The sequence below is a fragment of the Paenibacillus sp. GCM10027629 genome (assembly GCF_042676425.1).
Classification (GTDB): domain Bacteria; phylum Bacillota; class Bacilli; order Paenibacillales; family Paenibacillaceae; genus Paenibacillus_K; species Paenibacillus_K terrigena.
Window position 1 is genome coordinate 858048 of record NZ_JBHTGZ010000009.1, and the last position, 24075, is coordinate 882122.

Below are 24075 nucleotides of genomic sequence, written 5' to 3' on the forward strand. Positions count from 1 at the left end.
TCGCCAGTCTTTTTGTTCACTACAGGGAACGTATTATTTCACCAATCAATCCTTCGAGTTGATGAACGCCTGTATCCGTATTGGTCATGATGACCGTAGCAGTCTCTACATAGGGATTTGCGAGGATCATACATTGAAATCCGACCCCCCAGCCAAGAGATGAGAATACCATATCCTGACCGTTGCCCTCTAAAAACACGCCCAAACCGGTCCATTCTCTACACCCTTGTGCGGTGATCATCTCTCGTGCATATTTCTCCGATATCCCTATTTTACTCTGCCCTCGAAGGGAATCCATAAGTTCAATGACCAAGCGTGCTAAATCTGTTGACGTGGACCATAGTCCAGCAGCTGCTGGATAAGGGTAGATCGTGTATTTGCCATCGACAACATCGCCATTTCTGAGATGACCGCTCGCAAGATCGTCTCTATTTCCTGAAGGAATGGACGTTAGAATAGTACTATTACTCATATGTAAAGGCTTAAATAGATGTTCGTTTAAGGTGACACCATAAGGCTCCCCTGTAACGTCTTCGATAAGCTGCTGAATAATACAAAATCCAGCGTCAGAATAATGAAATTCGCTCCCAGGTTCGTATTTTACGATGATGGATTCTTTACAATAGGGGGTGATTCCTGTCAATAGATTCGCCATTGTAGGAATAGACGTGTTGGGATCTAGTTCGGTGAAGCTGTTCTCGGGATCTATGATGCCGGCTTGATGACTGAGTAAGGTTCGAAGGGTGACTTTATAAGCTTGCGTGTATGTATTATTAGGAACTTTCCACGACGTGAGTCTATCATTAACATCTTCATCTAGGTCTAGGATGCCTTGTGCAGCGAGCTTTATGACCAACATGGACGATACAAATTTGCTAATGGAACAAGCATGGTACAGGGTTTGCTGGTCAATTAGCGTAGAAGTACCCGCTTCAAGAACACCATACGTTTCTGTCTTATGAATTTGACCGTTTCGAATCATTGTCATGCTCAACCCGGATACATGATAGTGTTCCATTCGTTGATTTACATCAAAACTTCGTACCATATCTTCTGATTTCTCCTTTTATCTCCGAATATCGCATACATATGCTGTTTTTATATAGTATAGAACATTTGTTCTGTATATTCAATATGACAATCCATAGCAATCAATTTAATACCATAATAAAAGTTATGTAACCTAATTGTTGATTGTGTATTTTATAGATTTTGACCTTATATATAAATGTGATAAACATCACACTTCGAACGATTAAATCAATGTTAGACTTTCAGTAAGTATGGACGGAGGGAATGAGCGCCTTTGATGTCAACGTTCCAAAAGACAAAAACATTCGTAAGGTTTATGGTCAAGAACGGGATATTGACCATAAGCACAACACTTATTATTGTATTTGCGATTCGCGCCATCCTTAATGAGGGGAATCGGAGCTGGCTGGATTATGTTCCAATTTTTTTGTTTGTACTGATGATCACTACGTTATTTTTCTTTATTATTTACTGGCAGAGTCACAAACTCCGTTCAGAACAAGAATTACTCTCCAATGTGTTCAAGCATAGTCCAGATGGAATTCTGGTGCTGGACGACGCATTGAGTATCGTTAGAATGAATCCCGTCGCAGGCCAAATGTTGAACATGGACAATGAACAAGTTACGCTGAATTTCTGCAATCTTTGCTCCAATTATCCGGGGCTAAATAAGCTCTGTTCCTATCAAAATTGTTTTATCTTGGGGCCTACTCCACAGCCTGTTGAGTTGCAGTTGACAACGTCAAAGGGCAAGACAAAATCCATGAATGCGAGTGTGTCGCACTATGAGGATCCGATGTATGGCCTGTTGAACATCATTCGCATTCAAGAAGTTGAGCAGCAACGGCAGGAAGAGCAGCATCAGATCGCCAAAATGATTACCCACTCGATCCTATCCGCACAAGAAAATGAACGTAAACGTATCTCGCGTGAGCTGCATGATGGGATCGGTCAGTCGCTTTATAGTATTTTGATTCAGACGGAAGTTTTGAAGGCGGCTCTAGAAACTGAACCCCTTACAACGGAAACGCCAATGGATGCTTTGCAGGAATCCATTCGTCATACGATCGAAGACATTCGGGATTTGTCTGTCGAATTGCGTCCTTCTGCGTTAGATGATATTGGACTTGTCGCGGCACTACGCAACTATGTTCGGTTATACGGGCAGAAGTTCGGGATTCAAGTGTTGTTCACGATTGAAGGAGACAGCGGACGATTGCCAGCGGCGCATGAAATTGCTTTTTACCGCATCGTACAAGAGGCATTGACGAATGCAGCGAAGTATTCACAGACCGAAGTTGTTGATGTCAGGTTAAAGCTGCTGCCGACGCTTGCTGAGCTGCATATTCGCGATTATGGGGTTGGGTTTGAGATCACAACCGAATTACGGCATGGCGTTGGTCTTTATAGTATGGAAGAGCGCGTGAATATCTTGGGCGGGGAATTCGATATGCAATCGGCCCTAGGACAAGGGACTACAATTCAAGTGAAGGTGCCAATTGGCGATCAGGAAGCCACCTAAGGGAAGGATGAAGGATCAATGGATATCAAAGTATTAATCGTCGATGATCATGCCGTTGTTCGGAGTGGACTTCGTGCAGTTCTGGATACGAAACCGGGGATTAAAGTCGTGGGAGAAGCGGCAGATGGGATATCGTGTATGAAGAAAGCTTTTGAGCTGCATCCAGATCTTGTGCTAATGGATTTGAGCATGCCGAATGGTCGAGATGGTCTCTACACGACAAGTGAGCTGCTGCAGTCCATGCCGGAGATCAAGGTCATTATTCTTACGATGCATGACGATGAGCAATATCTGTTTCGAGCGCTAAAGGCAGGTGCCTCGGGCTATATTCTGAAATCAGCACCGATCTCGGAGTTAGTTACGGCTATCATGCAGGTCCATCAAGGACTTGTCTATTTACATCCCACAGCAACGAAAAAAGTGATCGAAGGCTATTTGCACGGTCAAACACGGGAAACGAAAGATACGTTTGATTCATTAACGGAGCGCGAGAAAGAGATTTTGACACTTGTCGCGAAAGGGTATACGAATAAGGAAGCGGCGGAGTTATTGACGATTAGTGTTAAGACGGTAGAGAACCATAAGGCCAATATTATGGAAAAGCTCCAATTGAATAATCGTCGTGATTTGATGAAGTACGCCTTTAGAAGGGGGTTGCTCGACTTTGACTCATGAAAGTGATCAACCGCTGACAATTCAACAGAAAATTCAGCTGGAATTGCAGCGGTTAAAGTTGGAGATGGCTCTTGATTTTGTCGCTGTTGCACTTGCTGATGCGAATTACCGGGATATTTATTGGAAAATTGCGCTTGGTGCAAGATCTGAGCGTTATAAAAGAATTACGGTGCGAATGGGCAACGGCATGGCTGGAAAGGTGTTGCAAGCCAAACGCCCACATATTGTGACCTCTTTTCCCGAAGAAGTGCGGGATGAGGTGTTAGAATACCCGATTTTTCTTGTTGAATCATTAATTTCGGGTGTGGGGGTATCCGTAGACTCCGCTCGGGAAGAGCAGGAGCAATCCTACGGGGTTCTTCTGGTGGGTCAACGGGAGGAGCGGGTTTTTGATCAACGAGAGATTGAACGAGTAGAGCGAAGTGCAGCGGTGCTCGCAGAATTATACGATCGTACCACGCTCCATCCCTCATCAGATGAGATGCACATGTTAGTACAGGCTGAACACGCGAGTCCGGTCCTTCTGCGATTACGGGATTTTCGCGCGAAAGGCGTAACGTGTGAACTATTGGACCAACGCATTATTCGATTATCGCATGAGCGCCAAGAACAGATTGCTTCAATCCTCGAACTGCTTGTTCATCATTGCTCACGAGCTATTTCTACGACTAGGATTGTTCTAGATCAAGATGAGTTGGGACATACCCAAGTCGAATATGAATGTGCAGGGGGATGTCATTTTTCTCAAGAGATACTTAATCCCATTAAAGATCAACTCAAATCATTAAAATGTGATTTGGAAATTGTCATGGAAGAACGGAGACAATCGGTACGATTTACTGTGCCAACACGATTATTATTAGATGAACTGAACTGGAATTAAATAACGCAAATCCGAGATGGGGAATTTCCTAGAGAGCAAATGAGGGAATTCCCCAATTCTTTTCAAGACATACTCCACGGATAATAGAGCTTAGGTAGTCGATATAACGAGGAGGAAATGGGCATGAAGCCATCCAAAGCTATTTTACCCTTACAAACTTTGAGTCTTATTCTCGGATTTGCGGTATGGGGCATATTATCATCATTAATTGTGTTCATCAAAGACGGTATTGCGTTAACGCCAGGCCAATTATCTCTTGTCACGGCAGTACCTGTTGTGCTCGGCTCCATCTTGCGGATTCCATTCGGCTATTGGACCAATAAAATTGGGGCGCGCAAGATGTTCTTCATCAGCTTTATTGTGTTGTTGGTCCCTGTATTTTATATCAGTCATGCGAAGAGCTTCCTTGATCTTATTATTGGCGGATTGTTCTTAGGGATATCGGGGGCGACGTTCTCGGTAGGGGTTACCTCCTTGCCGAAATATTTTCCGAAAGAAAAGCATGGGTTCGTCAATGGAATTTACGGTTTAGGGAACCTTGGGTCAGCGCTTAGTACGTTCTTTGCACCTGTCTTGGCGACACAGATCGGATGGCGTTCGACGGTTCAAGTCTACTTGATTCTCCTTGCTGTCTTTGCGATTGCGAACTTCTTCATCGGGGATCGGAAGGAAGAGAAGCTGAATGTCTCCTTAACCGAACAAATTAAAGGGATCTATAAGAATGAAAAATTATGGCTTATTTGTTTCTTTTATTTCATTACGTTCGGGGCATTTGTGGCATTCACGGTCTTCTTGCCGAATCATCTGGTCCATAACTTTGGCATTAGTAAAGTAGACGCGGGCCTGCGTACCGCAGGGTTTGTGACCTTAGCGACCTTTATGCGTCCGGTGGGCGGATGGCTCGGGGATAAATTGAATCCTTTTAAAATATTGCTGTTCGTGTTCGGTGGGTTGACAATCGGTGGGATCCTTCTTGCCTTCTCCCCATCGATACCGCTCTTCACAGTAGGTTGTCTAATGATCGGACTTTGTGCGGGGCTCGGGAACGGAACAATATTCAAATTGGTTCCGCTGTACTTCTCCAAGCAATCGGGGATTGCGAACGGGTTGATCTCGGCGATCGGGGGTCTCGGAGGATTCTTCCCACCTCTAATGCTATCGGCTCTTCTAGCGATGACAGGTCATTATGCGATCGGATTTATGGCGTTAGCGATGGTTGCCTTGTGCAGCGTGCTGCTCGTGCTGTATATGTACTGGCAAGATCGTGTGAAGCTCGCGGAGCAAATTGTACAGAGTACATCGCAAGCGGTATTGGTCACGAATCCAAAAGGACTAATACTAACGGTCAATCCGGCTTTTACGGAGATTACAGGCTACGCGGCGGAGGCGGCGATAGGACAGAAGCCGGGGTTCTTAAAATCTGGAAAGCATGAAAAGCCGTTCTATGACGTAATGTGGAAACAGCTCAAAGAGAAAAAAGCTTGGGCAGGTAACATCTGGAATAAAAAACAAAATGGCGAGCTGTATCTTCAACATCTCACGATTAATGGCATTCAAAATGATGTCGGTGAGACGAATTACTATGTTGGGGTATTCAGTGAAATCGACCCTGTGGAAATCCAAAAGAATTCACTAAAAGTGGCAACGAGTACAAAATAGAGGCAGGAGGTGCTTCCATGAACGGTAGAAAACAACAACAGACTTTTATGCGCAAAGCAATTAGCGTGCATGAGGCTACACTTCTCGTGCTTGAGAGCGTACATGTGATGCCAACGGAAGAAGTACCGATCCTGCAAAGTATAGGCAGAACATTGGCTGTGGAGCTTGTTGCACCACAGCCAATGCCGCATTTTCGCCGTTCAGGTATGGATGGCTTTGCGGTGATGTCTGAAGATACGAAGCAGGCGACGATCGGTACACCGATTTCACTTCAGATTATAGATCATGTGCCTGCGGGGATGGTATCGGAGAAGCGTTTAAGCTCGGGTCAATGCATTCGTATCATGACAGGCGCATCGGTTCCTGATGGTGCAGACGCGGTAATCAAATATGAGATGACGGAAGAAGACATTTCACCGGATGGCACAGAAATGTGCAAGGTGAAGGGATCGGTTGTCATGGGTGAGAATGTATCTCCGATTGGCGTAGAGATTGCTGCGAACGAGACGGTACTGCGTTCGGGTGTTCGGATCGGTTCGGGTGAAGTTGCATTACTCGCCATGTTCGGCATCCATACGGTAAAAGTCTATAAGCAGCCCCGGGTCGCGATTCTGGCAACGGGTGCCGAGCTGCTCCGTGTGGAAGACACGTTAGAGCCTGGACGAATTCGGAACAGTAATGCGTATATGCTAGCTGCAGCGATAACGGAGTTCGGCGGTATTCCAATCGTGTTGGACCGTGTAACAGACGATGCAAGGATTGCGAAGCAAGTGATCCTTGAAGCGCTGTATGATCATGATGTCGTCGTAACGACGGGTGGGGTGTCCGTCGGGGATCATGATATTCTGTACGATATAACGCAAGATTGGGATGGCGACCTGTTATTCAACAAGGTGATGATGCGCCCGGGAAGTCCGACGACCTTTGGACTATGGCAAGGGAAGCCCCTATTCGCGCTCTCAGGGAATCCAGCCGCCTGTTATGTGGGAAGTCGATTGTTTCTTCGTCCAGCGCTGCGAGGCATGATGGGTGCAGACCTTGTGCCTGAACCTCGGGTCATGGCGACATTAACGGTGGACTATGTGAAATCAGATCGTTTTACACGCTTTGTCCGTGGTGTCATGACAGAGCAAGAAGGAAAGCTAACGGCAGCACCCGTAGGGTATGATATGTCGAGTGTGACCGTGTCCTTACGGGATGCGAATTGTTTGATATGTCTGCCAGGATCGCCGAAAGGCTATGCGGCAGGCTCGTTCGTCGAGGTCATTCCGTTGAAGGGATTTTATTAGGAGGGAACGAGGAGAATGATCTTACGACCTGATGAAGATTCAGTCCTACCGACTGTACCGGTGCTGCAAATTATTGGTTATAAAAATAGCGGCAAAACAACGCTCGCTTGCAAGCTTATCGAGGCACTCACAGCTCAAGGTATTCGAGTCGGCTCGGCCAAGCATGATGCGCACGAATTCCGTCTGGATGATCCGGAGACAGATAGTGAGCAACATCTGTTGCATGGTGCGTTGGAGACGGTACTGACCTCATCGTCTGCTACCCGAACCATGCGAAGAACCAAGACTTCACTGGGCGAAATTGCGCAACAGTTGCATGGCCGTGTAGATATTCTCATCGCCGAAGGCTTCAAAGCCGCGCATTATCCGAAAATTGCCCTAATCCACCGCTTCGATGAGATAAGCGATCTGTTCAACCAAGCAGTAGATATTCGCTTATGGGTAAGCTGGGAGGATCCCAAAAATGCAGAGACTACAGCTTTCCAAGCCTCAGGTACCTCGTTACCCCCAATTCTTCATATCAAGAATCAAGAAATCGTCCTTCAAGAGGCACTTTTCCTCGCCTCATCCCTCATTTAGCACATTCCGTAACAGATTTCGGGGAATCCCTACCGACGAATGAGGGAGTTCCCCTCTCTTCGCAGCCCGCTCCAGCACCTACAATAGAAATATCATATGGCGCAAGGAGTTGGAACGATGAATAAGAGCAATCCACTATTACAAAAACTGAAGTTTTTCCGTAAGCGCGATAAGAATTCGGAAGGGTGGAGTGAACTATCCCCCGCCGATCGGTCTTGGGAAGAGATGTACCGGAATCGTTGGCAGCATGACAAGGTTGTTCGTTCGACACATGGTGTGAACTGTACAGGTTCCTGCAGTTGGAAAATATTCGTGAAAGACGGAATCGTCACGTGGGAAACACAGCAGACGGATTATCCGACGACGGGACCCGATATGCCGGAATTCGAGCCGCGTGGCTGTCCGCGTGGAGCTAGCTTCTCTTGGTATCTCTACAGCCCGTTGCGGGTGAAATATCCATATATTCGTGGAAAGCTCCTTCATCTGTGGCGCGAAGCGAAGAGCAAATATAACGATCCCGTTGTTGCGTGGAAATCCATTGTCCAAGATGATCACAAAAAATTGACCTATAAATCAGCTCGTGGTAAAGGCGGCATGGTTCGAGCTTCATGGGATGAAGTGTCGGAGATTATCTCCGCTTCCATGATCCACACGATCAAACAAAATGGGCCGGACCGCGTCATTGGATTTTCACCGATCCCAGCGATGTCGATGGTCAGTTATGCGGCAGGTTCTCGGTTCTTATCCTTAGTCGGTTCGCCGCTTCTAAGCTTCTATGACTGGTACGCGGATTTACCGCCGGCTTCCCCGCAAATCTGGGGGGATCAGACCGATGTTCCGGAGAGTAGTGACTGGTACAACTCAAGTTACTTGCTTGTCTGGGGTTCGAATCTACCGATGACCAGAACACCAGATGCTCATTTCATGACGGAAGCTCGTTACCGTGGGACGAAAGTGGTATCCATTAGTCCCGACTATGCCGAGTTCGTGAAATTTGCTGACAAGTGGCTCCCTGCCAAGCAAGGTACAGATGGCGCACTCGCCATGGCGATGGGGCATGTCATTCTAAATGAATTCTATGTAAAGCAAAGAACGGCATATTTCGAGAATTACTCGAAGAAATATACGGACTTTCCGTTCCTCGTCCTACTCCAAGAGCAAGGTGGGGCAATCACGGTGGATCGGTTCCTTACCGCGAAGGATCTCGCGATCGAGACCAATAATGCGGAATGGAAAACCGTCCTCATCGATGAGAGCACAGGGGAGCTACGCATCCCGAACGGAACGATCGGCTCACGTTGGGGCGAAGAAGGCAAATGGAATCTCGAATTGATTGATACGTTAACAGGGGAAGAGATTGCACCTCAGCTTGGATTACGAGAATCTGCAGAAGGTCAGCTTGAGATCATGCTTCCGTATTTCGATGAAGAAGGCAAATCCACGATTTCTCGCCGCATTCCGTACCGAATCATTACGGGTGCAGACGGCGCGGAATATCGCGTAACGAGTGTATTCGATCTCATGCTAGCCCAATATGGCGTCGATTCGATACATGGAAGTGACTACGATGACGAGAATACGGCATACTCCCCTGCATGGCAGGAGCAAATTACAGGCGTTGATCGCGCATCCGTCATCCAGATTGCCCGAGAGTTCGCGCAGAATGCGGTAGATAGTGAAGGTCGATCGATGATCATTGTCGGCGCTGGGATTAACCACTGGTACAACTCGGATACGATTTATCGCAGTGTCTTGAATCTGATCTTAATGACGGGCTGCCAAGGCGTGAACGGCGGTGGATGGGCGCACTATGTCGGGCAAGAGAAATTACGTCCTGCAGAAGGTTGGGCGAACGTTGCTTTTGCAAGAGACTGGACGATGCCGCCGCGGCAGCAGAACGGGACATCCTTCTTCTATTTTGCAACGAATCAATGGCGGTTTGAATCCAATCCCGTCGATGGACATACATCCGCGTTGGTAGACAAAGCACGTTATGCGCATTATGCGGATTACAACGTGATGGCTGCGCGCTTAGGATGGTTACCGTCCTATCCGCAGTTCAATGAGAGTTCGATTGCGTTAGCGAACGAAGCGTCTGCGCAAGGGCACGATAGCCCAGAAGCGGTTGCTAAATATGTTGCTCAGCGATTGAAGAATCGGGATTTGCAGTTTGCTATCGAAGATCCAGATGCAGATACGAATCACCCCAAAGTGATGTTCGTCTGGCGCGCGAATTTGATCTCAAGTTCCGGTAAAGGACATGAGTACTTCTTGAAATATCTGCTCGGTGCACACAATGGCTTATTGAATGATGACTCCGAGACGATTCGTCCCGAGGAGATGAAGTGGCATGACCAGGCAGCGGAAGGGAAGCTCGATTTGATGGTGGATATCGATTTCCGGATGTCGGGAACAGCGGTGTACTCTGATATTGTTCTCCCTGCTGCGACTTGGTATGAGAAGAGCGATTTATCGTCGACCGATATGCATCCATTTATTCATCCATTTAATCCGGCGGTACCGCCGTTATGGGAATCCAAGTCGGATTGGGAGACGTTCAAGACGATCGCGAAGTCCTTCTCTGAGATGGCCTCTACGCAATTCGATGCACCGCAGCGGGATATTGTCGCCGTACCTTTACAGCATGATACACCCGATGAGCTATCGCAGCCATTCGGTAAAATTCTCGACTGGAGCAAAGACGAGATTGAGGCCATACCAGGTAAGACGATGCCGAAATTCGTCGTCGTGGAGCGGGATTATGCAGCTGTATATAAGAAAATGACTTCGCTCGGACCTAACATTAAAGATAAGCCCTACGGCATTAAAGGGATGAACTGGTCTGCAGCGGATGAATATGAATTGATGAAAAAAGTGAACGGTGTTGTCGATGAGCCCGGGATCAGTGAAGGGTGTCCGAAGCTCGTCACCGATCGTCACATGTCCGAAGCGATCCTTACGTTATCCTCTACAAGTAACGGGAAAATGGCCGTGAAAGCATGGGAAGCACTAGAGAAGAAAACCGCGCTTAAATTGAAAGATTTGGCGGAGGATCGCATCGAAGAACGATTCACCTTCAACGAGATTACGACGCAGCCGAAGACGGTGATTACTTCACCCGCATTCAGCGGTTCCGAACAGCATGGGCGCCGTTATTCGCCATTCACCACCAATGTGGAACGCTTGATTCCGTATCGCACGCTTACTGGACGTCAGCATTACTTCTTGGATCATGAGATGCTGACCGAATTTGGTGAGAATATGGCGATTTATAAGCCGACGATGAAGCACGCGCCATTCCATACGAACAAGAAGCGCCCTGCAATCAAAGGGAAAGAAATCGTTCTGAACTTCATGACGCCGCACAGCAAATGGTCGATTCACAGTATGTATTTTGATTCACTCCCGATGCTCACGCTGTTCCGAGGCGGACCAACTGTCTGGATTAATAAGGACGATGCCGCAGATGCGGATGTGGTAGATAACGATTGGATTGAGTGCTTTAACCAAAATGGTGCCGTCGTTGCGCGTGCGGTTGTTACCCACCGGATGCCGCGTGGCATGGCCTATATGCACCATGCACAGGATCGTACAATCAACGTGCCGGCGACAGATGTGACAACCACACGAGGAGGAACGCATAACAGTCCGACACGGATTCATGTGAAGCCAACCCATATGATTGGCGGCTATGCGCAGCTGAGCTACGGATTTAACTACTATGGACCTACTGGCAATCAGCGGGATCTGTACGTCGTGATCCGCAAACTTGAGGAGGTGAATTGGCTTGAAGATTAAAGCACAAATCGGGATGGTCATGAACTTGGATAAATGTATCGGATGTCATACCTGCTCTGTCACGTGTAAGAACACATGGACGAACCGTAAAGGTGCGGAATATATGTGGTTCAATAACGTTGAGACCAAGCCAGGCATCGGATATCCCAAACAATGGGAGGATCAAGAGAAATACAAAGGCGGTTGGGTGCTGAAGAACGGCAAGCTGGAGCTTCGATCCGGCAGCCGCGCCAATCGATTGAAAAATATATTTCATAATCCTGATCAACCGACGATCGATGATTATTATGAGCCTTGGGATTACGATTACGAGAAGCTCCAACAAAGTCCGGAACGGAAGCATCAGCCTGTCGCACGTCCGAAGTCGCAAATTACAGGCGAGTATATGAATTTGGAGTGGGGACCGAACTGGGAAGACGATCTTGCGGGCGTTCATGAATCGGGTTATCGCGACCCGAATATGGCGGGGATTGAAGAAGCGGTTCGCATGGAGTTCGAACAAGTATTCATGATGTATCTGCCAAGAATTTGTGAGCATTGCATCAATCCTTCCTGTGTATCGAGCTGTCCGTCGGGTGCGATGTATAAGCGTGAAGAGGATGGCATCGTACTCGTCGATCAGAACGCTTGCCGTTCGTGGCGGTTCTGTGTATCGAGCTGTCCTTACAAGAAAGTCTACTTCAACTGGCAGACGAACAAAGCTGAGAAATGCACATTGTGCTTCCCACGGATTGAACAAGGATTGCCTACGATTTGTTCGGAGACTTGCGTCGGACGTATCCGTTACCTGGGTGTGATGTTCTATGATGCAGATCGCGTAGAGAAAGCAGCTTCTGTAACCGACGAGAGCAAGCTCTACGAGTCGCAATTAGATATTTTCCTTGATCCGAATGATCCAGAAGTTATTGCAGCGGCACGTGCAGCGAATATTCCTGAGGATTGGATCGAGCATGCGCAGCGTTCACCGATTTATAAGATGGCGGTCGATTGGAAAATCGCTCTCCCGCTTCATCCGGAATATCGAACATTGCCGATGGTCTGGTATGTACCGCCACTGAGCCCGATTACGAATATGGTGGAAGGCCAAGGGGCGTCGGCGACGCCAGATGATATTTTCCCAGCGATTGATGATATGCGAATTCCTGTACAATACCTGGCGAATCTACTCTCGGCAGGTGATACGGAAGTCATTACGAATGTTCTGAAAAAGATGGCTGTCATGCGTTCGCATATGCGTTCGCATAACCTAAAAAAGGCACCAAATCTCGCATTGCTAGAACAATTTGGTATGACTGCTAAAGATACGGAAGAAATGTACCGCCTATTAGCCATTGCGAAGTATGAAGATCGGTTTGTCATTCCAGCAGCACATCGTGAAGAGTTCGCGGATCTTTATTCAGAGCAAGGTGCTTGTGGATTTACGAATATGATGGGTGGACCTGGACCCTGTGGCGGTTAAATCTATAGCCCTAACCCTATCAAATAAGGAGTGATTGGACATGAAAGAGATGACGCTTCGTTCTAGCTGGATGCTCTTCTCGCAGCTGTTGCAATATCCTGATGCGGCGTGGCAAGAGACCGCGGATGAGATGTACGTAAATTGGTGCCATTTGATCCAAGACGAGGATGAAGCAGTGGCCAAGTTGCTTCAGGAGCTTGCGGGCCAATGCCTTGCTGAATATGCGGGGATGGATGCGGTGGCGATTACAGCAGCCTATGTGAAGACATTCGATTTTAGTAAGAAAGCGAATTTGTATTTGACCTATGGACAGCTCGGGGATGACCGTGAACGGGGTCCTGCACTACTCAAGTTAAAACAACTGTATGAAGAAGAGGAGATTGTCCTCGATACGGATGAATTACCGGATTATCTGCCGCTGGTTCTGGAGTATGTGGCGGTAGCGCAGGAGGAGCGTGGTATTGCCTTGCTGTATTCCTTCCGTAAAGCCTTGGATAGCATCAAAGATGCGCTCCACCACATGACCAGCCCCTATCGTCATGTGCTTGATGCGATTTTATGGATCATCGATCAATCGGACATTACAGAGGGATCCTTTGATATGACAACATCTGCTGGATGTGGGAGCACGCCATCTGAACTTGGATGCGGACCGATGTGGGGTGCTGCGGGATATGGTAACGCAGGGAGGAATGCGTAATGGCGTGGGGTAATCAGTTTCTCTGGGTGATTTATCCCTATATGATTCTTATCATCTTTCTCGTTGGACTCTATTATCGATACCAGACGGATCAGTTCGGCTGGACGGCGAAATCAAGTGAAATGCTCGAGAAGAAGAAACTGCGGTGGGGTAGCAATCTATTTCATATCGGGATTATTCTTGTCTTCTTCGGGCATGTCGGAGGGATTCTGATCCCGAAAAAATGGCTTGAAGCGTTAGGCGTCTCGGATCATCTGTATCATACAATGGCACTCTCTATCGGTTCTGCAGCGGGACTGTTGACACTGATTGGATGTATTATTCTCGTGATCCGTCGATTCTCGGATGTCCGAATACGTCGAACGAGCAGCTTCGGCGATATGCTATCGATTGTCTTGCTCACGTTGATTGTGGTGGTAGGCATGGCGGCGACGCTGTTCAATATGACGGGCAGTTCTGATTTCGATTATCGGGAGACGATTGGACCGTGGCTGCGTGGTGTGATTGTATTTATGCCAGATTATACGTTAATGAATACCGTGCCCGTGATCTTCAAGGTTCATATTATTTTGGGTCTAGCACTATTTGCCGTATTTCCTTTTACAAGGCTCGTTCACATGCTAAGCTTACCAATCAAATATCTAAAACGCAGCTATGTCGTGTATCGTAAACGTCAATAATCATTCATCGGGGGGCGGTGCTCATATGCTAACAGGTATTATTCTGGCTGGAGGCCGCAATTCTCGGATGAATGGCCGGAATAAAGCGCTCTTGATCTTTGAAGGGGAGCATTTTATCGAACGGCAAATCAACGTTATGCGTTCAATTTGTACGAGACTGATCATCGTGACGAACGATGCTTCATACTATAAAAAATGGTCAAAGGACGATTTGATTTATATTCCGGATATTTATGAAGGGCATGGTCCGCTCAGTGGGTTTCATGCGGCGTTTACACACATAGAGACAGAATATGCCTGGGTCGTTGGGTGTGATTATCCTAAACTATCCGCTTCTGCTGCTCTATGGATGTTATCTGAGCTCAAGACAAGTGACTATGACGCGGTTCTCCCCGTTGTCGATGGCAAGCATCAAATGTTACATGGGGTGTATCGACCTCATCGGATGCTGCCATCTATCATTCAGAGACTCGAATCGCATCAGTACCGGCTATCTGGCCTATTGGATTCGATTCATTGGTTAGGTCTAGGGGAGAGCGATTGGATTGAAGCGGGTATAGCTTATCAATTTATAGAAGATGTGGATACACCTGAGCAATACATCGCATTACTTCAAGAACGGGAAGGAGGCAGCGACCATGTCTCATGATCGATATAGCAGACAACAGAACTTTAGGCCTATCGGCACCGCAGGGCAACAGGAGTTAGCGGCCAAACACGTTCTGATCGTTGGAGCGGGTGCGCTCGGCTCCGGAAATGCGGAAATTTTAGCACGTTCGGGCGTTGGTACGATCACCATCATTGATCGAGATTACGTGGAATGGAGCAATCTGCAGCGGCAGTCGCTCTATTGCGAGCAGGATGCAATAGATCAATTGCCCAAAGCTGTGGCTGCGGCGAACCGGATTAAACAGATCAACGCTGATATAACGGTACATGCACATGTGATGGATTGCACAGCTTCGGATCTTACATCATTGCTGGATACATTTAACGTGGATTTGATTCTTGATGCAACGGACAATTTTGCCATTCGATATATCATCAATGATGCTGCATATCAATACCAAATTCCTTGGATCTATGGGGCGTGTTCAGGCAGCTATGGTGTGATGTGCAATTTCATTCCAGGGCAGACGCCATGTCTGCATTGTGTGATGGAACGTATGCCAATCGGCTCTGCATCTTGTGATCGAGAAGGGATAATTTCTCCAGCGGTGCAGATGGTCGTGGCGATGCAATCGGCTGAAGCACTCAAATGGTTGACCGGGAATGCAACGCAGATGTCGGATCGATTTAAAGTCTTCGATCTATGGTCGAACATGTTCCAATCCATTCGCATGAATATGGCGGGGAAGCACCAGGCATGTCCGACCTGCGGGGCACAACCGAGCTATCCTTATCTGAAGTCGGAGGTGGCGATGAGAACAGAAGTTTTATGCGGTCGAGATTCAGTTTGGATTCGTTATCCGCGTCAAGAGCCGCTAGATTTGGATCTGGTAGCCTCTCATGCTGTGCAATTGCAGGCTGACGTGAAGTCGAATCCATTTCTCCTTCAAATTCAAGAGGGCGAATACCGCCTCGTTATTTTCCAGGATGGTAGAGCACTGATCCATGGCACTTCGGATTCGCTCGAAGCCAAAAAGCTATATCAAAGATACTTAACCTAGTAGATATTTAATGATATTAAAGGACAGGAAGGTGGACGTTATGAAATTACTATGTTTTGCGCATTTGAGTGAGCAGCTAGGTACATCCAGTATGGACTTAGAGCTCGGCCCAATTACCGTAGCTGACTTCGTACAGACATTACGAGAGCGTTATCCGACATTATTGTTGGACCATGTCATGATCGCGGTCAATGAAAAATTTGTCGAGCAGACGCACGTCATCGAGCCGAATGATACGGTCGCATTGTTGCCTCCCGTAAGCGGTGGTTAAGAAAGGGGTTACGCAGATGAGCAGTGAGCAATTAACGCATTTTAATGAACAAGGCCGAGCCCATATGGTTGACGTGACGGACAAAGCCGAGACGAAACGTCTTGCGATCGTTAAGAGCCAAATTCATATGCGCGCGGAGACATTGCGTCGAATCCAAGAAGGATCAATTGGCAAAGGCGATGTACTGGCGGTGGCTCAAGTCGCAGGCATTATGGCAGCGAAGAAGACAGCAGATCTCATTCCTATGTGTCACCCGCTACCGCTTACGGGCATTGATATTTCATTCGAGGTCGAGAATGAGCAGACATTATCATTTCGCGTGAAAGTGAAGACAACCGGCGTGACTGGCGTTGAGATGGAAGCGTTAACTGCTGCGCAGGTCGTCGGACTGACGATCTATGATATGTGCAAAGCGATAGATAAAGATATGGTGTTAGGCCCTACCTATCTGGAACAGAAGCAAGGCGGAAAAAGCGGCGATTATCGACGTGAGAGTGAGTAGCATAAGAGAGGAGCATCCGTATGAGCAGCTCATTATTTGTGATTACAGATCAACCGATAGTGCCGGAAGAAGTCTCGGATAAAGTTAAGCGACGGGAAGCAGGCGCGATCACGTTGTTCTTAGGTACGGTGCGTGAATTAACATATGGCAAACGGACGTTATATCTCGAGTATGAAGCATACCCGACGATGGCCGTCGCTCAATTGGAGCGTATTGGGCGAGAAGTTCGTGAGCGTTGGGCTGATACGGTCGTTGCTGTCACACATCGCGTGGGACGCCTTGAAATATCTGATATCGCCGTGGTGATCGCCGTATCCTCGCCGCATCGCAAAGCAGCCTATGAAGCGAATGAATACGTCATTGAACGGATTAAACAAATTGTCCCGATCTGGAAAAAAGAGCATGGCGAAGACGGCTCCGAATGGATTGGCGATCAACTGAACCAGCAGACCTATCCTGAGGGTCGTCCTATGGCCCTGGATATACCGAAGGAAGATGAGAGATAACTTCTGAAAGGAGTGTGTGAGGATGACAGGGTCAATTCCGCGTTTAGTCGATAAATTCGGACGGCAGCATGACTACTTACGAATTTCCGTGACGGATCGTTGCAATCTACGCTGTATCTACTGCATGCCCGAGGAAGGGATGGAGTTCGAGCCGTCAGACAAGATTCTAACCTATGAAGAAATTGCAGAAGTCGTACACGTCGTCGCTGGGATGGGGATTAGCAAGATACGTCTTACTGGCGGGGAGCCGCTTGTTCGGAAAGAACTTGAGAAGCTCGTGGCGATGATCGCGAGTATACCTGGGATCGAAGATATATCGCTAACGACGAATGGGATTTTCCTTGCTCCCCGTGCAGAGCGATTGAAGGAAGCTGGCCTTACACGCGTCAATATTAGCATGGACTCCCTCCAGGCTGATCGATTCAAAATGATTACTCGCGGCGGGGATGTTAGGAAAGTGCTCGACAGCATTGATGCCTGTGTGAAGGTAGGTTTAAGTCCCATCAAATTGAATGTTGTACTGATGAAAGGGCTGAACGATGATGAGATCGCTGATTTTATCGCGCTAACGCAAGATCGGGATATCCATGTACGATTCATCGAATACATGCCCATCGGTCACAGTGATACGCAATGGAAGAACCTCTATTTGCCACTCACTCGCGTGATGGAAGTATGTGATGAGCAGCAATGGGAGTACGCTTCAGTTACGACGATTCAAGGGAACGGTCCTTCGGAGAATTATCGTCTGAACGGCGCTATTGGCAGCTTTGGATTGATACATCCAGTTAGCGAGCATTTCTGCCAGACCTGTAATCGCCTACGTCTAACGGCAGACGGTTATATTAAACCATGCTTGGCTTGGACAGAACAATTCCAAGTACGCAGCGTCGTCGGTAATGATGAGGCCATGCGCCAACTTTTCCTGGATGCACTGGGTACGAAACCAGAAAATCATGAAATGTCGAAATTTTTACAAGGCGATGAAGAAATATCACATACGCCTACAGCTCGTAGAATGTCACAAATTGGTGGATAGGAGAGGGATATAGATGATTCATCTTTTGACTAAAAGAGGTACGCAATTGCTCGTTCTATTATTCACAATGGCACTTGTTATCTCAGCATGTGGGACGAAACAGACGGATGAAAAGACGGATTCTGGTTCGCAATCGGTTGAATTAACCATCTCCGCTGCAGCAAGTCTAACAGATGCTTTGCAAGAAATTCAGAAGAATTATGAGGCGAAGACAAGTGGTGTGAAGCTGCATTTTAACTTCGGGGCATCAGGCGCACTGCAGCAGCAAATCGAGCAAGGGGCACCTGTTGATCTGTTCCTATCTGCCGCTTCTAAAAATATGAAGGCGCTTGTAGACAAGCAGCTTGTGGAGCAGAATCAACAGAAGAGTTTGCTTGCGAACGAATTAACTGTGATCACGGCTGCGAAACCGTCCATCTCCATACAAGAAGCGAAAGACCTTTTGAAAGCGGATATTCAGAAGATCGCCATTGGCATTCCCGAAACCGTCCCTGCCGGGAAGTACGCGCAGGAGGCACTTACGAACGCGGGTATATGGGATGACATACAGTCCAAATTGGTCCAAGCGAAGGATGTTCGACAGGTACTCCAATATGTCCAGACAGGGAATACGGAGGCTGGATTCGTGTATAAAACGGATGCACTCACATCGGATCAAGTAAAGATTGCTTATACCGTAGATCCATCATCTTATTCACCTATTACCTATCCGATCGGAATCGTCAAAGCGACAACCCATGCCAAAGAAGTTGAACAATTATATACCTATCTTCAATCGAAGGATGCAATGGACGTCTTCGTGAAATACGGATTCTCCATCCCGGAAGTGAAATGAACATGATCGAGATCGATTGGGCTCAGCTATGGACCCCGATTCGATTATCCCTTCAGGTTGCACTCCTATCGAGTGTGCTGAGTACACTCATTGGCGTTACATTGGCATGGCGAATGTCAAGAAGCTCGGTGAAGGGTAAAGTGCTGTTAGAGACCGCTTTTATGCTACCTCTCGTGCTGCCACCGACCGTAGTTGGCTTCCTGCTCCTCGTTACACTCGGGCGACGGAGCTGGATCGGTCAATTCGCAGAATGGCTATTCTCCGCACCAATCATCTTCTCGTGGGGAGCCGCTGTTATTGCATCTGTCGTCGTATCGTTCCCGCTCGTCTATCAGACGATGAAAACAGGGTTCCATTCGATAGATTATCAATTAGGAGATGCTGCGCGTTCGATTGGGGCGAGTGAATGGCAGGTATTTCGTTATATTACGCTGCCAATTGCGTTTCCATCGGTGATAACTGCATATATCCTCAGCTTCGCTCGAAGTCTAGGTGAATTCGGGGCTACGCTCATGATTGCGGGGAATATTCCTGGAAGGACGCAAACTGTCCCCACAGCGATTTTTGTAGCGGTTGATTCCGGGAATATGACGATGGCTTGGATGTGGACGATCTCCATGGTCTTTATATCATTTCTATTGTTACTCTTAACAGGGCGGAAGAAAACGGCTTAACGATGAGGAGGGTGAACGGAATTGAAGATCAAGAACATCGTAATCCCACATGAGCATGGGGGATGGGCGATGGTTAGTGTCCCTTTCTTATTCGGGATGATAGCAGGTACGCCGCAGTGGAGTCATATTCTACTGTTCATTGCTTGGTTGTTCTTATACTTAGCATCGTATCCATTCCTACAAGCCATTAAGCGGAGCAAGCAGCGCGATCATTTATTGAAATGGTCAGCGATATACGGCGTAATTGCTATGGCATCTCTCGTATATCCGTTAATTGCGAAACCGCAGTTATTATTTTTCGGCATCCCCTTCGTGGTGTTGCTCACCGTGAACATTTGGCATGTGAAACAGAAGTCAGAGCGTGCGATCGTGAACGATCTCTGCGCGATTTTGCTCTTCTCTTTAGGGGGAGCTGCTGCATATCTATTCGGTGGTGGTGGTTGGGATTCAACGATGCTGGCTGTCGTCGGATTTAACTTTTTGTATTTTATGGGGACGGCTTTCTTCGTGAAGACGATATTCCGCGAGCGAGGCAACATGAAATGGGAGGCCGCGGCTCGCATCTACCATGTGCTGATGCTCTTCGTACCGTGGGTATGCGGTTATCCTTGGATGACGCTTCCGTTCGTTTTCCCACTCATTCGGACGTTACTCTTCGCAGGGAAGCAAGTGCGTCCGATGAAGGCAGGAATTCTCGAGATTATCGGTGCCGTGCAGTTTATCGTTATATCATGGATCGTGTTCTAATTAACCGCGATAATCGCGGTTTTTTTTGAAATACAAGAAATTATAAGTTTCACGAATAAACTTTTCATATATTTCGCGCATAAACGCTTTCCGTCCTTGAAAGGACGCCGGAGGCGTTTTTGCTTGTTTGGACGCGATATTGCACACCATGTTCATCGGGAGTACACATGAAGTACACATCGGCACTTTATACTGTGATTTGTAAACAGAAAACGGAGGGAAACAAATCATGAAAAAAACAGCGATCGTATTAGCATTAACCATCACAACGGGAGCTTTGGTAGGTCAAGTATGGGCAGAACCAGCGAAATCAACAGCAAGTCAAGCGACAACAACAATCCAATCGGTGAAGAGTGAGCAGAATCAACCATTTGCCAATGCTGGTATTGACGACCCGAAGGTGTTCACGACTTTTCTTGCAAAATTGCAAAAAGCAGTTGCAGAGGATAATCTTAACGAAGTAGCGACTTACATGTCTTATCCTTTGAATTTGATCAAAAATAGTAAGAAAATAATCATTTATACCAAGGAGCAATTCGTGCAAAAGTACGATCGTATCATGACAAGCCATGTGCAGAAGAAACTGCTTGCGCAGAATGCTGAAGATGTATTCGTCAATGCGAAGGGGATTATGATTGGCGAAGGCGAGATGTGGATAAGCGTCATCGATCAGCAACTTGCAGTCTATGCCATTCATGCCATGGAGAACCCTTATGAGGTGGCGGGCATCGATAATCCAGCTGCATTTACCGATTTTCTAAGCAAGCTGCAGAAAGCTGTCGTGTCGAACAATAAAAAAGAAGTTGCGAACTTCATATCCTATCCATTACATGTCAACCAGAAAGGAAAAACGGTCCTGATTAAGTCGAAAAAGCAGTTTATCGAAAAATACAATCAGATTATGACGGACAAGGTGAAGGAAAAACTACTTGCGCAAAAAGCAAAGGATGTGTTCGTCAACTGGCAGGGAGTCATGGTTGGAGATGGAGAAGTGTGGATCCGACCGCAGGATGAGCAGATCGTCGTGTTCGCGATCAATAAATAAAATCAGTAGTATGGATGTATTACCGTCGTTCTAAGCTCAGACAGTTTTCGGTTGATTTGGGGTGATAATGGATGAAGCGAAGTATTTTGCTCGTCGAAGATGATGTTCTCATGCGTGAATTTATTACAGATTATTTCAAGAAAGAACAATGGGAAGTATATGAGGCGGAGAACGGGAGAGAAGCGCTGGAGATTTTCGAACAGGCCATGATCGACCTGATTGTACTGGATATCATGATGCCGGAAATTGACGGGTGGTCGGTATGTAGAAGAATTCGGCAAAAGTCAGACGTCCCCATTATCATCATAACCGCGCGGACGGAGGACGATGATCAGATTATGGGCTTCGAGCTGGGTGCGGATGAATATGTCACCAAGCCATTTAGTCCGAAGGTGCTCGTTGCCCGTGCGATCGCGCTCATGAAACGAACAGAGGGGACAATCGGACGGGAGAACGACATTCTCACGTAGGGGCATATCACGGTGGACCGCAGGGCGCATTCGGTCATGGTATCGGAAACGCTCATTAACCTATCGCCGAAGGAATACGAGTTACTCCTCGTGTTCATGAAGCATGATGGGCAGGTTCTATCACGGGATTATCTATTGAATGCTGTCTGGGGATTTGATTATTTTGGGGATCTGCGTACCGTGGACACCCATGTGAAGAAATTACGCGCCAAATTAGGAAGTGAAGGGCGATTTATCCGGACGGTCATTCGTTCGGGGTATAAATTTGAGATGGAGTCATGAGAAAAAACGGTGTTATACGAAAGTTGTTTGTGATCACCTCTGTCCTGATCCTGCTTGTGTTCTCGCTAGCTCTGCTTGCTGAAGGGTTGTTCTTTGAACGGTTCTATCGGGCGACAAAAATAAATCATCTTGAACAGAGCATCGAGCGATTCGGTACGCGGTATCTTGCTGCAGAATCCAATGGAATCGAGGCCTCTCGCGCATTAGGCACCTTCATGAATGAGAACAACGCCAGCGTGGCGATTCTGAACAGTCAGTTCGAGCAACGAAGCGTCGATCCGTATTTTATTCAAATCGCAATGGATTCAAAGCTGGTTACGCTTCGTATCGCATCCGAAGGGATGATGCTGAACGATATTCCGATGGGGCTGCGAATTGGTGATACGCTGCTAGTTGACGGTATTTTCATGGATGAGAAGGATACGATTATGCAGCCAGTAAATATCCATCAGGAAGGTCAGGGGGCAATACTTCCTGGTGAGGGACTTGTACGTGTGAAAGGCAAGATCACGGATTTCATCCTGCCAGAGCAGCGTTCCTTCAATCCGTTCTATCAAGATACGCTGATTCGTAACGCGTTGATGGATTGGCTGTTACAGAAGGATATGCACCAAGCTGATCTGGATCGTAATGCTTCAGTTCGGACGGAATGGCAGGATCCATGGAGTGGCATCCGATACGCAGTCCTTGTAGCTCCACTATCCACATCGCTGGATGAGGATCGGTATGTCTTTGCACTCACCTCGCTTCAGCCAGTAGGCGAAGCGGTAGAAATTCTGAAGCAATATTTTATCTATATGGCGCCGGTTATTCTTATTCTTGTGCTGATCCTATCATTGATTTATTCGCGTATCATCTCACGGCCGTTAGTGAAGCTCAGTAAGTCGGCAGGGCGCATGGCACAGCTGGATTTCAGTGTCCAGCCCGAGATTCATTCCAAGGACGAATTCGGGGATTTATCGAGAAGTATGAGCACACTATCGCAAAATCTGAATGCCGCATTGCAGAACCTGCAGCAGGCGAATGAGCAGCTGCACACGGAAATGGAAGAGAAGCAGCGCTCCGAACAGCTTCGCAAAGAATTGATCGCGAACATCTCCCATGAGTTAAAGACGCCATTAGGCATCGTAAAAGGGTTCGCAGAAGGGCTGCAGGATGATGTGGCTGTCGATAAACGAGAGCGATATCTTGGGCTGATCGTGAGTGAAACGGATCGAATGAACGCATTGATTATGGATATGCTGGAGCTATCCAAATTCGAGGCGAAGGCAATTCAATTACACCTCAGAGACATATCGCTTGGGGAGTTGATCCATCGCGTTGCTGCTTCGTTCGCTCATCAGCTTGAGAGTAAGCAGCAATACATCGCTATACAAGCGGATTCGGATTGGGTTGTCAGCGCAGATCCTAGACGGCTCGAGCAAGTGGTTCTGAATCTATTAAGCAATGCCGTTCGGCATGCATCGCAAGGAAGCACCATCCGAATTGATGTACAGCGCATAATGCATGGCCAGATTAAGACGGCTATTGCTAATGTTGGGGCTCCGATCGAAGCGGGAGATTTGGGCCGGATCTGGGATCAATTCTATCGTGCCGAACGTTCACGAGATCGCAAATCTGGTGGTACGGGACTGGGGCTCGCCATCGTCAAGCATATTCTGGAGCTGCATGGCAGTACGTATGGTGCGGCGAATACGGACCAAGGCGTTGTGTTTCATTTCACGTTGGAACAAGCGGAATCAAAGTAATTTATTATTA

At 47.4% G+C, this 24075-nt stretch carries 22 protein-coding genes and 1 pseudogene; 22 read left to right on the forward strand and 1 reads right to left on the reverse strand.

What is annotated here, in order from left to right; genetic code table 11:
- Positions 1-19: 19 nt before the first annotated feature.
- Complete coding sequence (locus ACFQZR_RS13430; RefSeq protein WP_379346577.1) at positions 20-1048, reverse strand: serine hydrolase domain-containing protein; 1029 nt, start codon at positions 1046-1048, stop codon at positions 20-22.
- Between the two features lie 261 nt (positions 1049-1309).
- Here ACFQZR_RS13430 and ACFQZR_RS13435 point away from each other — a divergent pair, with 261 nt between their 5' ends.
- The 22 genes and pseudogenes from ACFQZR_RS13435 to ACFQZR_RS13540 all read left to right on the forward strand — a co-directional run bounded on the left by ACFQZR_RS13435 (position 1310) and on the right by ACFQZR_RS13540 (position 24065).
- On the forward strand, positions 1310-2554 hold the full coding sequence (locus ACFQZR_RS13435; protein WP_379346579.1) for a sensor histidine kinase: 1245 nt from the start codon (positions 1310-1312) through the stop codon (positions 2552-2554).
- Between the two features lie 18 nt (positions 2555-2572).
- Positions 2573-3229 (forward strand): response regulator, encoded by a 657-nt coding sequence (locus tag ACFQZR_RS13440; protein ID WP_379346581.1) that lies wholly within the window; start codon positions 2573-2575, stop codon positions 3227-3229.
- Positions 3219-4112, forward strand: coding sequence for a hypothetical protein (locus tag ACFQZR_RS13445; protein WP_379346583.1), 894 nt, complete (start codon positions 3219-3221; stop codon positions 4110-4112). The genes ACFQZR_RS13440 and ACFQZR_RS13445 overlap by 11 nt, the downstream gene beginning before the upstream one ends.
- A gap of 123 nt (positions 4113-4235) precedes the next feature.
- Positions 4236-5771, forward strand: a complete 1536-nt coding sequence (locus ACFQZR_RS13450) for an MFS transporter (RefSeq protein ID WP_379346585.1) — start codon at positions 4236-4238, stop codon at positions 5769-5771.
- Positions 5772-5788: 17 nt separating this feature from the next.
- The gene (locus ACFQZR_RS13455; RefSeq protein ID WP_379346587.1) at positions 5789-7060 is read left to right on the forward strand and encodes a molybdopterin molybdotransferase MoeA; all 1272 of its coding nucleotides are present in this window, start codon (positions 5789-5791) and stop codon (positions 7058-7060) included.
- Between the two features lie 15 nt (positions 7061-7075).
- Entirely contained in the window at positions 7076-7639 is a 564-nt protein-coding gene (gene mobB / locus ACFQZR_RS13460; protein WP_379346589.1) for a molybdopterin-guanine dinucleotide biosynthesis protein B, read from the forward strand.
- A gap of 117 nt (positions 7640-7756) precedes the next feature.
- Positions 7757-11437, forward strand: a complete 3681-nt coding sequence (locus tag ACFQZR_RS13465; protein WP_379346591.1) for a nitrate reductase subunit alpha — start codon at positions 7757-7759, stop codon at positions 11435-11437.
- A complete protein-coding gene (narH, locus tag ACFQZR_RS13470; protein WP_379346593.1) occupies positions 11427-12896 on the forward strand; it encodes a nitrate reductase subunit beta in 1470 nt (489 codons plus the stop codon). The genes ACFQZR_RS13465 and narH overlap by 11 nt, the downstream gene beginning before the upstream one ends.
- Before the next feature lie 40 nt (positions 12897-12936).
- Positions 12937-13596, forward strand: coding sequence for a nitrate reductase molybdenum cofactor assembly chaperone (narJ, locus tag ACFQZR_RS13475; protein WP_379346595.1), 660 nt, complete (start codon positions 12937-12939; stop codon positions 13594-13596).
- The gene (gene narI, locus ACFQZR_RS13480) at positions 13596-14276 is read left to right on the forward strand and encodes a respiratory nitrate reductase subunit gamma (RefSeq protein WP_379346597.1); all 681 of its coding nucleotides are present in this window, start codon (positions 13596-13598) and stop codon (positions 14274-14276) included. Before narJ ends, narI begins: the two co-directional genes overlap by 1 nt.
- 25 nt (positions 14277-14301) lie before the next feature.
- Positions 14302-14925, forward strand: a complete 624-nt coding sequence (gene mobA, locus ACFQZR_RS13485) for a molybdenum cofactor guanylyltransferase (RefSeq protein ID WP_379346600.1) — start codon at positions 14302-14304, stop codon at positions 14923-14925.
- The gene (locus ACFQZR_RS13490) at positions 14915-15946 is read left to right on the forward strand and encodes a ThiF family adenylyltransferase (protein WP_379346602.1); all 1032 of its coding nucleotides are present in this window, start codon (positions 14915-14917) and stop codon (positions 15944-15946) included. Before mobA ends, ACFQZR_RS13490 begins: the two co-directional genes overlap by 11 nt.
- Positions 15947-15986: 40 nt before the next feature.
- Complete coding sequence (locus ACFQZR_RS13495) at positions 15987-16217, forward strand: MoaD/ThiS family protein (protein ID WP_379346604.1); 231 nt, start codon at positions 15987-15989, stop codon at positions 16215-16217.
- A 16-nt stretch (positions 16218-16233) separates the two neighbouring features.
- Complete coding sequence (gene moaC, locus ACFQZR_RS13500; protein ID WP_379346606.1) at positions 16234-16719, forward strand: cyclic pyranopterin monophosphate synthase MoaC; 486 nt, start codon at positions 16234-16236, stop codon at positions 16717-16719.
- 20 nt (positions 16720-16739) lie between these two features.
- Positions 16740-17225, forward strand: a complete 486-nt coding sequence (locus ACFQZR_RS13505) for a molybdenum cofactor biosynthesis protein MoaE (protein WP_379346608.1) — start codon at positions 16740-16742, stop codon at positions 17223-17225.
- A 22-nt stretch (positions 17226-17247) separates the two neighbouring features.
- Positions 17248-18264 carry a GTP 3',8-cyclase MoaA gene (gene moaA / locus ACFQZR_RS13510; protein WP_379346610.1) on the forward strand — a complete coding sequence of 339 codons (1017 nt, stop codon included), beginning with the start codon at positions 17248-17250 and terminating at the stop codon, positions 18262-18264.
- Between the two features lie 13 nt (positions 18265-18277).
- Complete coding sequence (modA, locus tag ACFQZR_RS13515) at positions 18278-19099, forward strand: molybdate ABC transporter substrate-binding protein (RefSeq protein WP_379346612.1); 822 nt, start codon at positions 18278-18280, stop codon at positions 19097-19099.
- The gene (gene modB, locus ACFQZR_RS13520; RefSeq protein ID WP_379346614.1) at positions 19096-19773 is read left to right on the forward strand and encodes a molybdate ABC transporter permease subunit; all 678 of its coding nucleotides are present in this window, start codon (positions 19096-19098) and stop codon (positions 19771-19773) included. Before modA ends, modB begins: the two co-directional genes overlap by 4 nt.
- 21 nt (positions 19774-19794) lie before the next feature.
- Complete coding sequence (locus ACFQZR_RS13525) at positions 19795-20520, forward strand: YwiC-like family protein (protein WP_379346616.1); 726 nt, start codon at positions 19795-19797, stop codon at positions 20518-20520.
- A gap of 229 nt (positions 20521-20749) precedes the next feature.
- Complete coding sequence (locus tag ACFQZR_RS13530; RefSeq protein ID WP_379346618.1) at positions 20750-21565, forward strand: hypothetical protein; 816 nt, start codon at positions 20750-20752, stop codon at positions 21563-21565.
- 71 nt (positions 21566-21636) lie between these two features.
- Positions 21637-22317: pseudogene (locus tag ACFQZR_RS13535) on the forward strand (response regulator transcription factor).
- Positions 22314-24065, forward strand: a complete 1752-nt coding sequence (locus ACFQZR_RS13540) for a sensor histidine kinase (RefSeq protein ID WP_379346620.1) — start codon at positions 22314-22316, stop codon at positions 24063-24065. The pseudogene ACFQZR_RS13535 and the gene ACFQZR_RS13540 overlap by 4 nt, the downstream one beginning before the upstream one ends.
- Positions 24066-24075: the final 10 nt, after the last annotated feature.

Bases quoted from the DNA above. Each gene is read 5' to 3' on its own strand.
- ACFQZR_RS13495 (WP_379346604.1), top strand. From the start codon at position 15,987: ATGAAATTACTATGTTTTGCGCATTTGAGTGAGCAGCTAGGTACATCC.
- ACFQZR_RS13530 (WP_379346618.1), top strand. From the start codon at position 20,750: ATGAAAAAAACAGCGATCGTATTAGCATTAACCATCACAACGGGAGCT.
- moaA (WP_379346610.1), top strand. From the start codon at position 17,248: ATGACAGGGTCAATTCCGCGTTTAGTCGATAAATTCGGACGGCAGCAT.
- ACFQZR_RS13490 (WP_379346602.1), top strand. From the start codon at position 14,915: ATGTCTCATGATCGATATAGCAGACAACAGAACTTTAGGCCTATCGGC.
- modA (WP_379346612.1), top strand. From the start codon at position 18,278: ATGATTCATCTTTTGACTAAAAGAGGTACGCAATTGCTCGTTCTATTA.
- ACFQZR_RS13430 (WP_379346577.1), bottom strand. From the start codon at position 1,048: ATGGTACGAAGTTTTGATGTAAATCAACGAATGGAACACTATCATGTA.
- ACFQZR_RS13440 (WP_379346581.1), top strand. From the start codon at position 2,573: ATGGATATCAAAGTATTAATCGTCGATGATCATGCCGTTGTTCGGAGT.
- ACFQZR_RS13455 (WP_379346587.1), top strand. From the start codon at position 5,789: ATGAACGGTAGAAAACAACAACAGACTTTTATGCGCAAAGCAATTAGC.
- narJ (WP_379346595.1), top strand. From the start codon at position 12,937: ATGAAAGAGATGACGCTTCGTTCTAGCTGGATGCTCTTCTCGCAGCTG.
- ACFQZR_RS13540 (WP_379346620.1), top strand. From the start codon at position 22,314: ATGAGAAAAAACGGTGTTATACGAAAGTTGTTTGTGATCACCTCTGTC.
- mobB (WP_379346589.1), top strand. From the start codon at position 7,076: ATGATCTTACGACCTGATGAAGATTCAGTCCTACCGACTGTACCGGTG.
- mobA (WP_379346600.1), top strand. From the start codon at position 14,302: ATGCTAACAGGTATTATTCTGGCTGGAGGCCGCAATTCTCGGATGAAT.
- moaC (WP_379346606.1), top strand. From the start codon at position 16,234: ATGAGCAGTGAGCAATTAACGCATTTTAATGAACAAGGCCGAGCCCAT.
- modB (WP_379346614.1), top strand. From the start codon at position 19,096: ATGAACATGATCGAGATCGATTGGGCTCAGCTATGGACCCCGATTCGA.
- ACFQZR_RS13435 (WP_379346579.1), top strand. From the start codon at position 1,310: ATGTCAACGTTCCAAAAGACAAAAACATTCGTAAGGTTTATGGTCAAG.
- narI (WP_379346597.1), top strand. From the start codon at position 13,596: ATGGCGTGGGGTAATCAGTTTCTCTGGGTGATTTATCCCTATATGATT.
- ACFQZR_RS13465 (WP_379346591.1), top strand. From the start codon at position 7,757: ATGAATAAGAGCAATCCACTATTACAAAAACTGAAGTTTTTCCGTAAG.
- ACFQZR_RS13450 (WP_379346585.1), top strand. From the start codon at position 4,236: ATGAAGCCATCCAAAGCTATTTTACCCTTACAAACTTTGAGTCTTATT.
- ACFQZR_RS13505 (WP_379346608.1), top strand. From the start codon at position 16,740: ATGAGCAGCTCATTATTTGTGATTACAGATCAACCGATAGTGCCGGAA.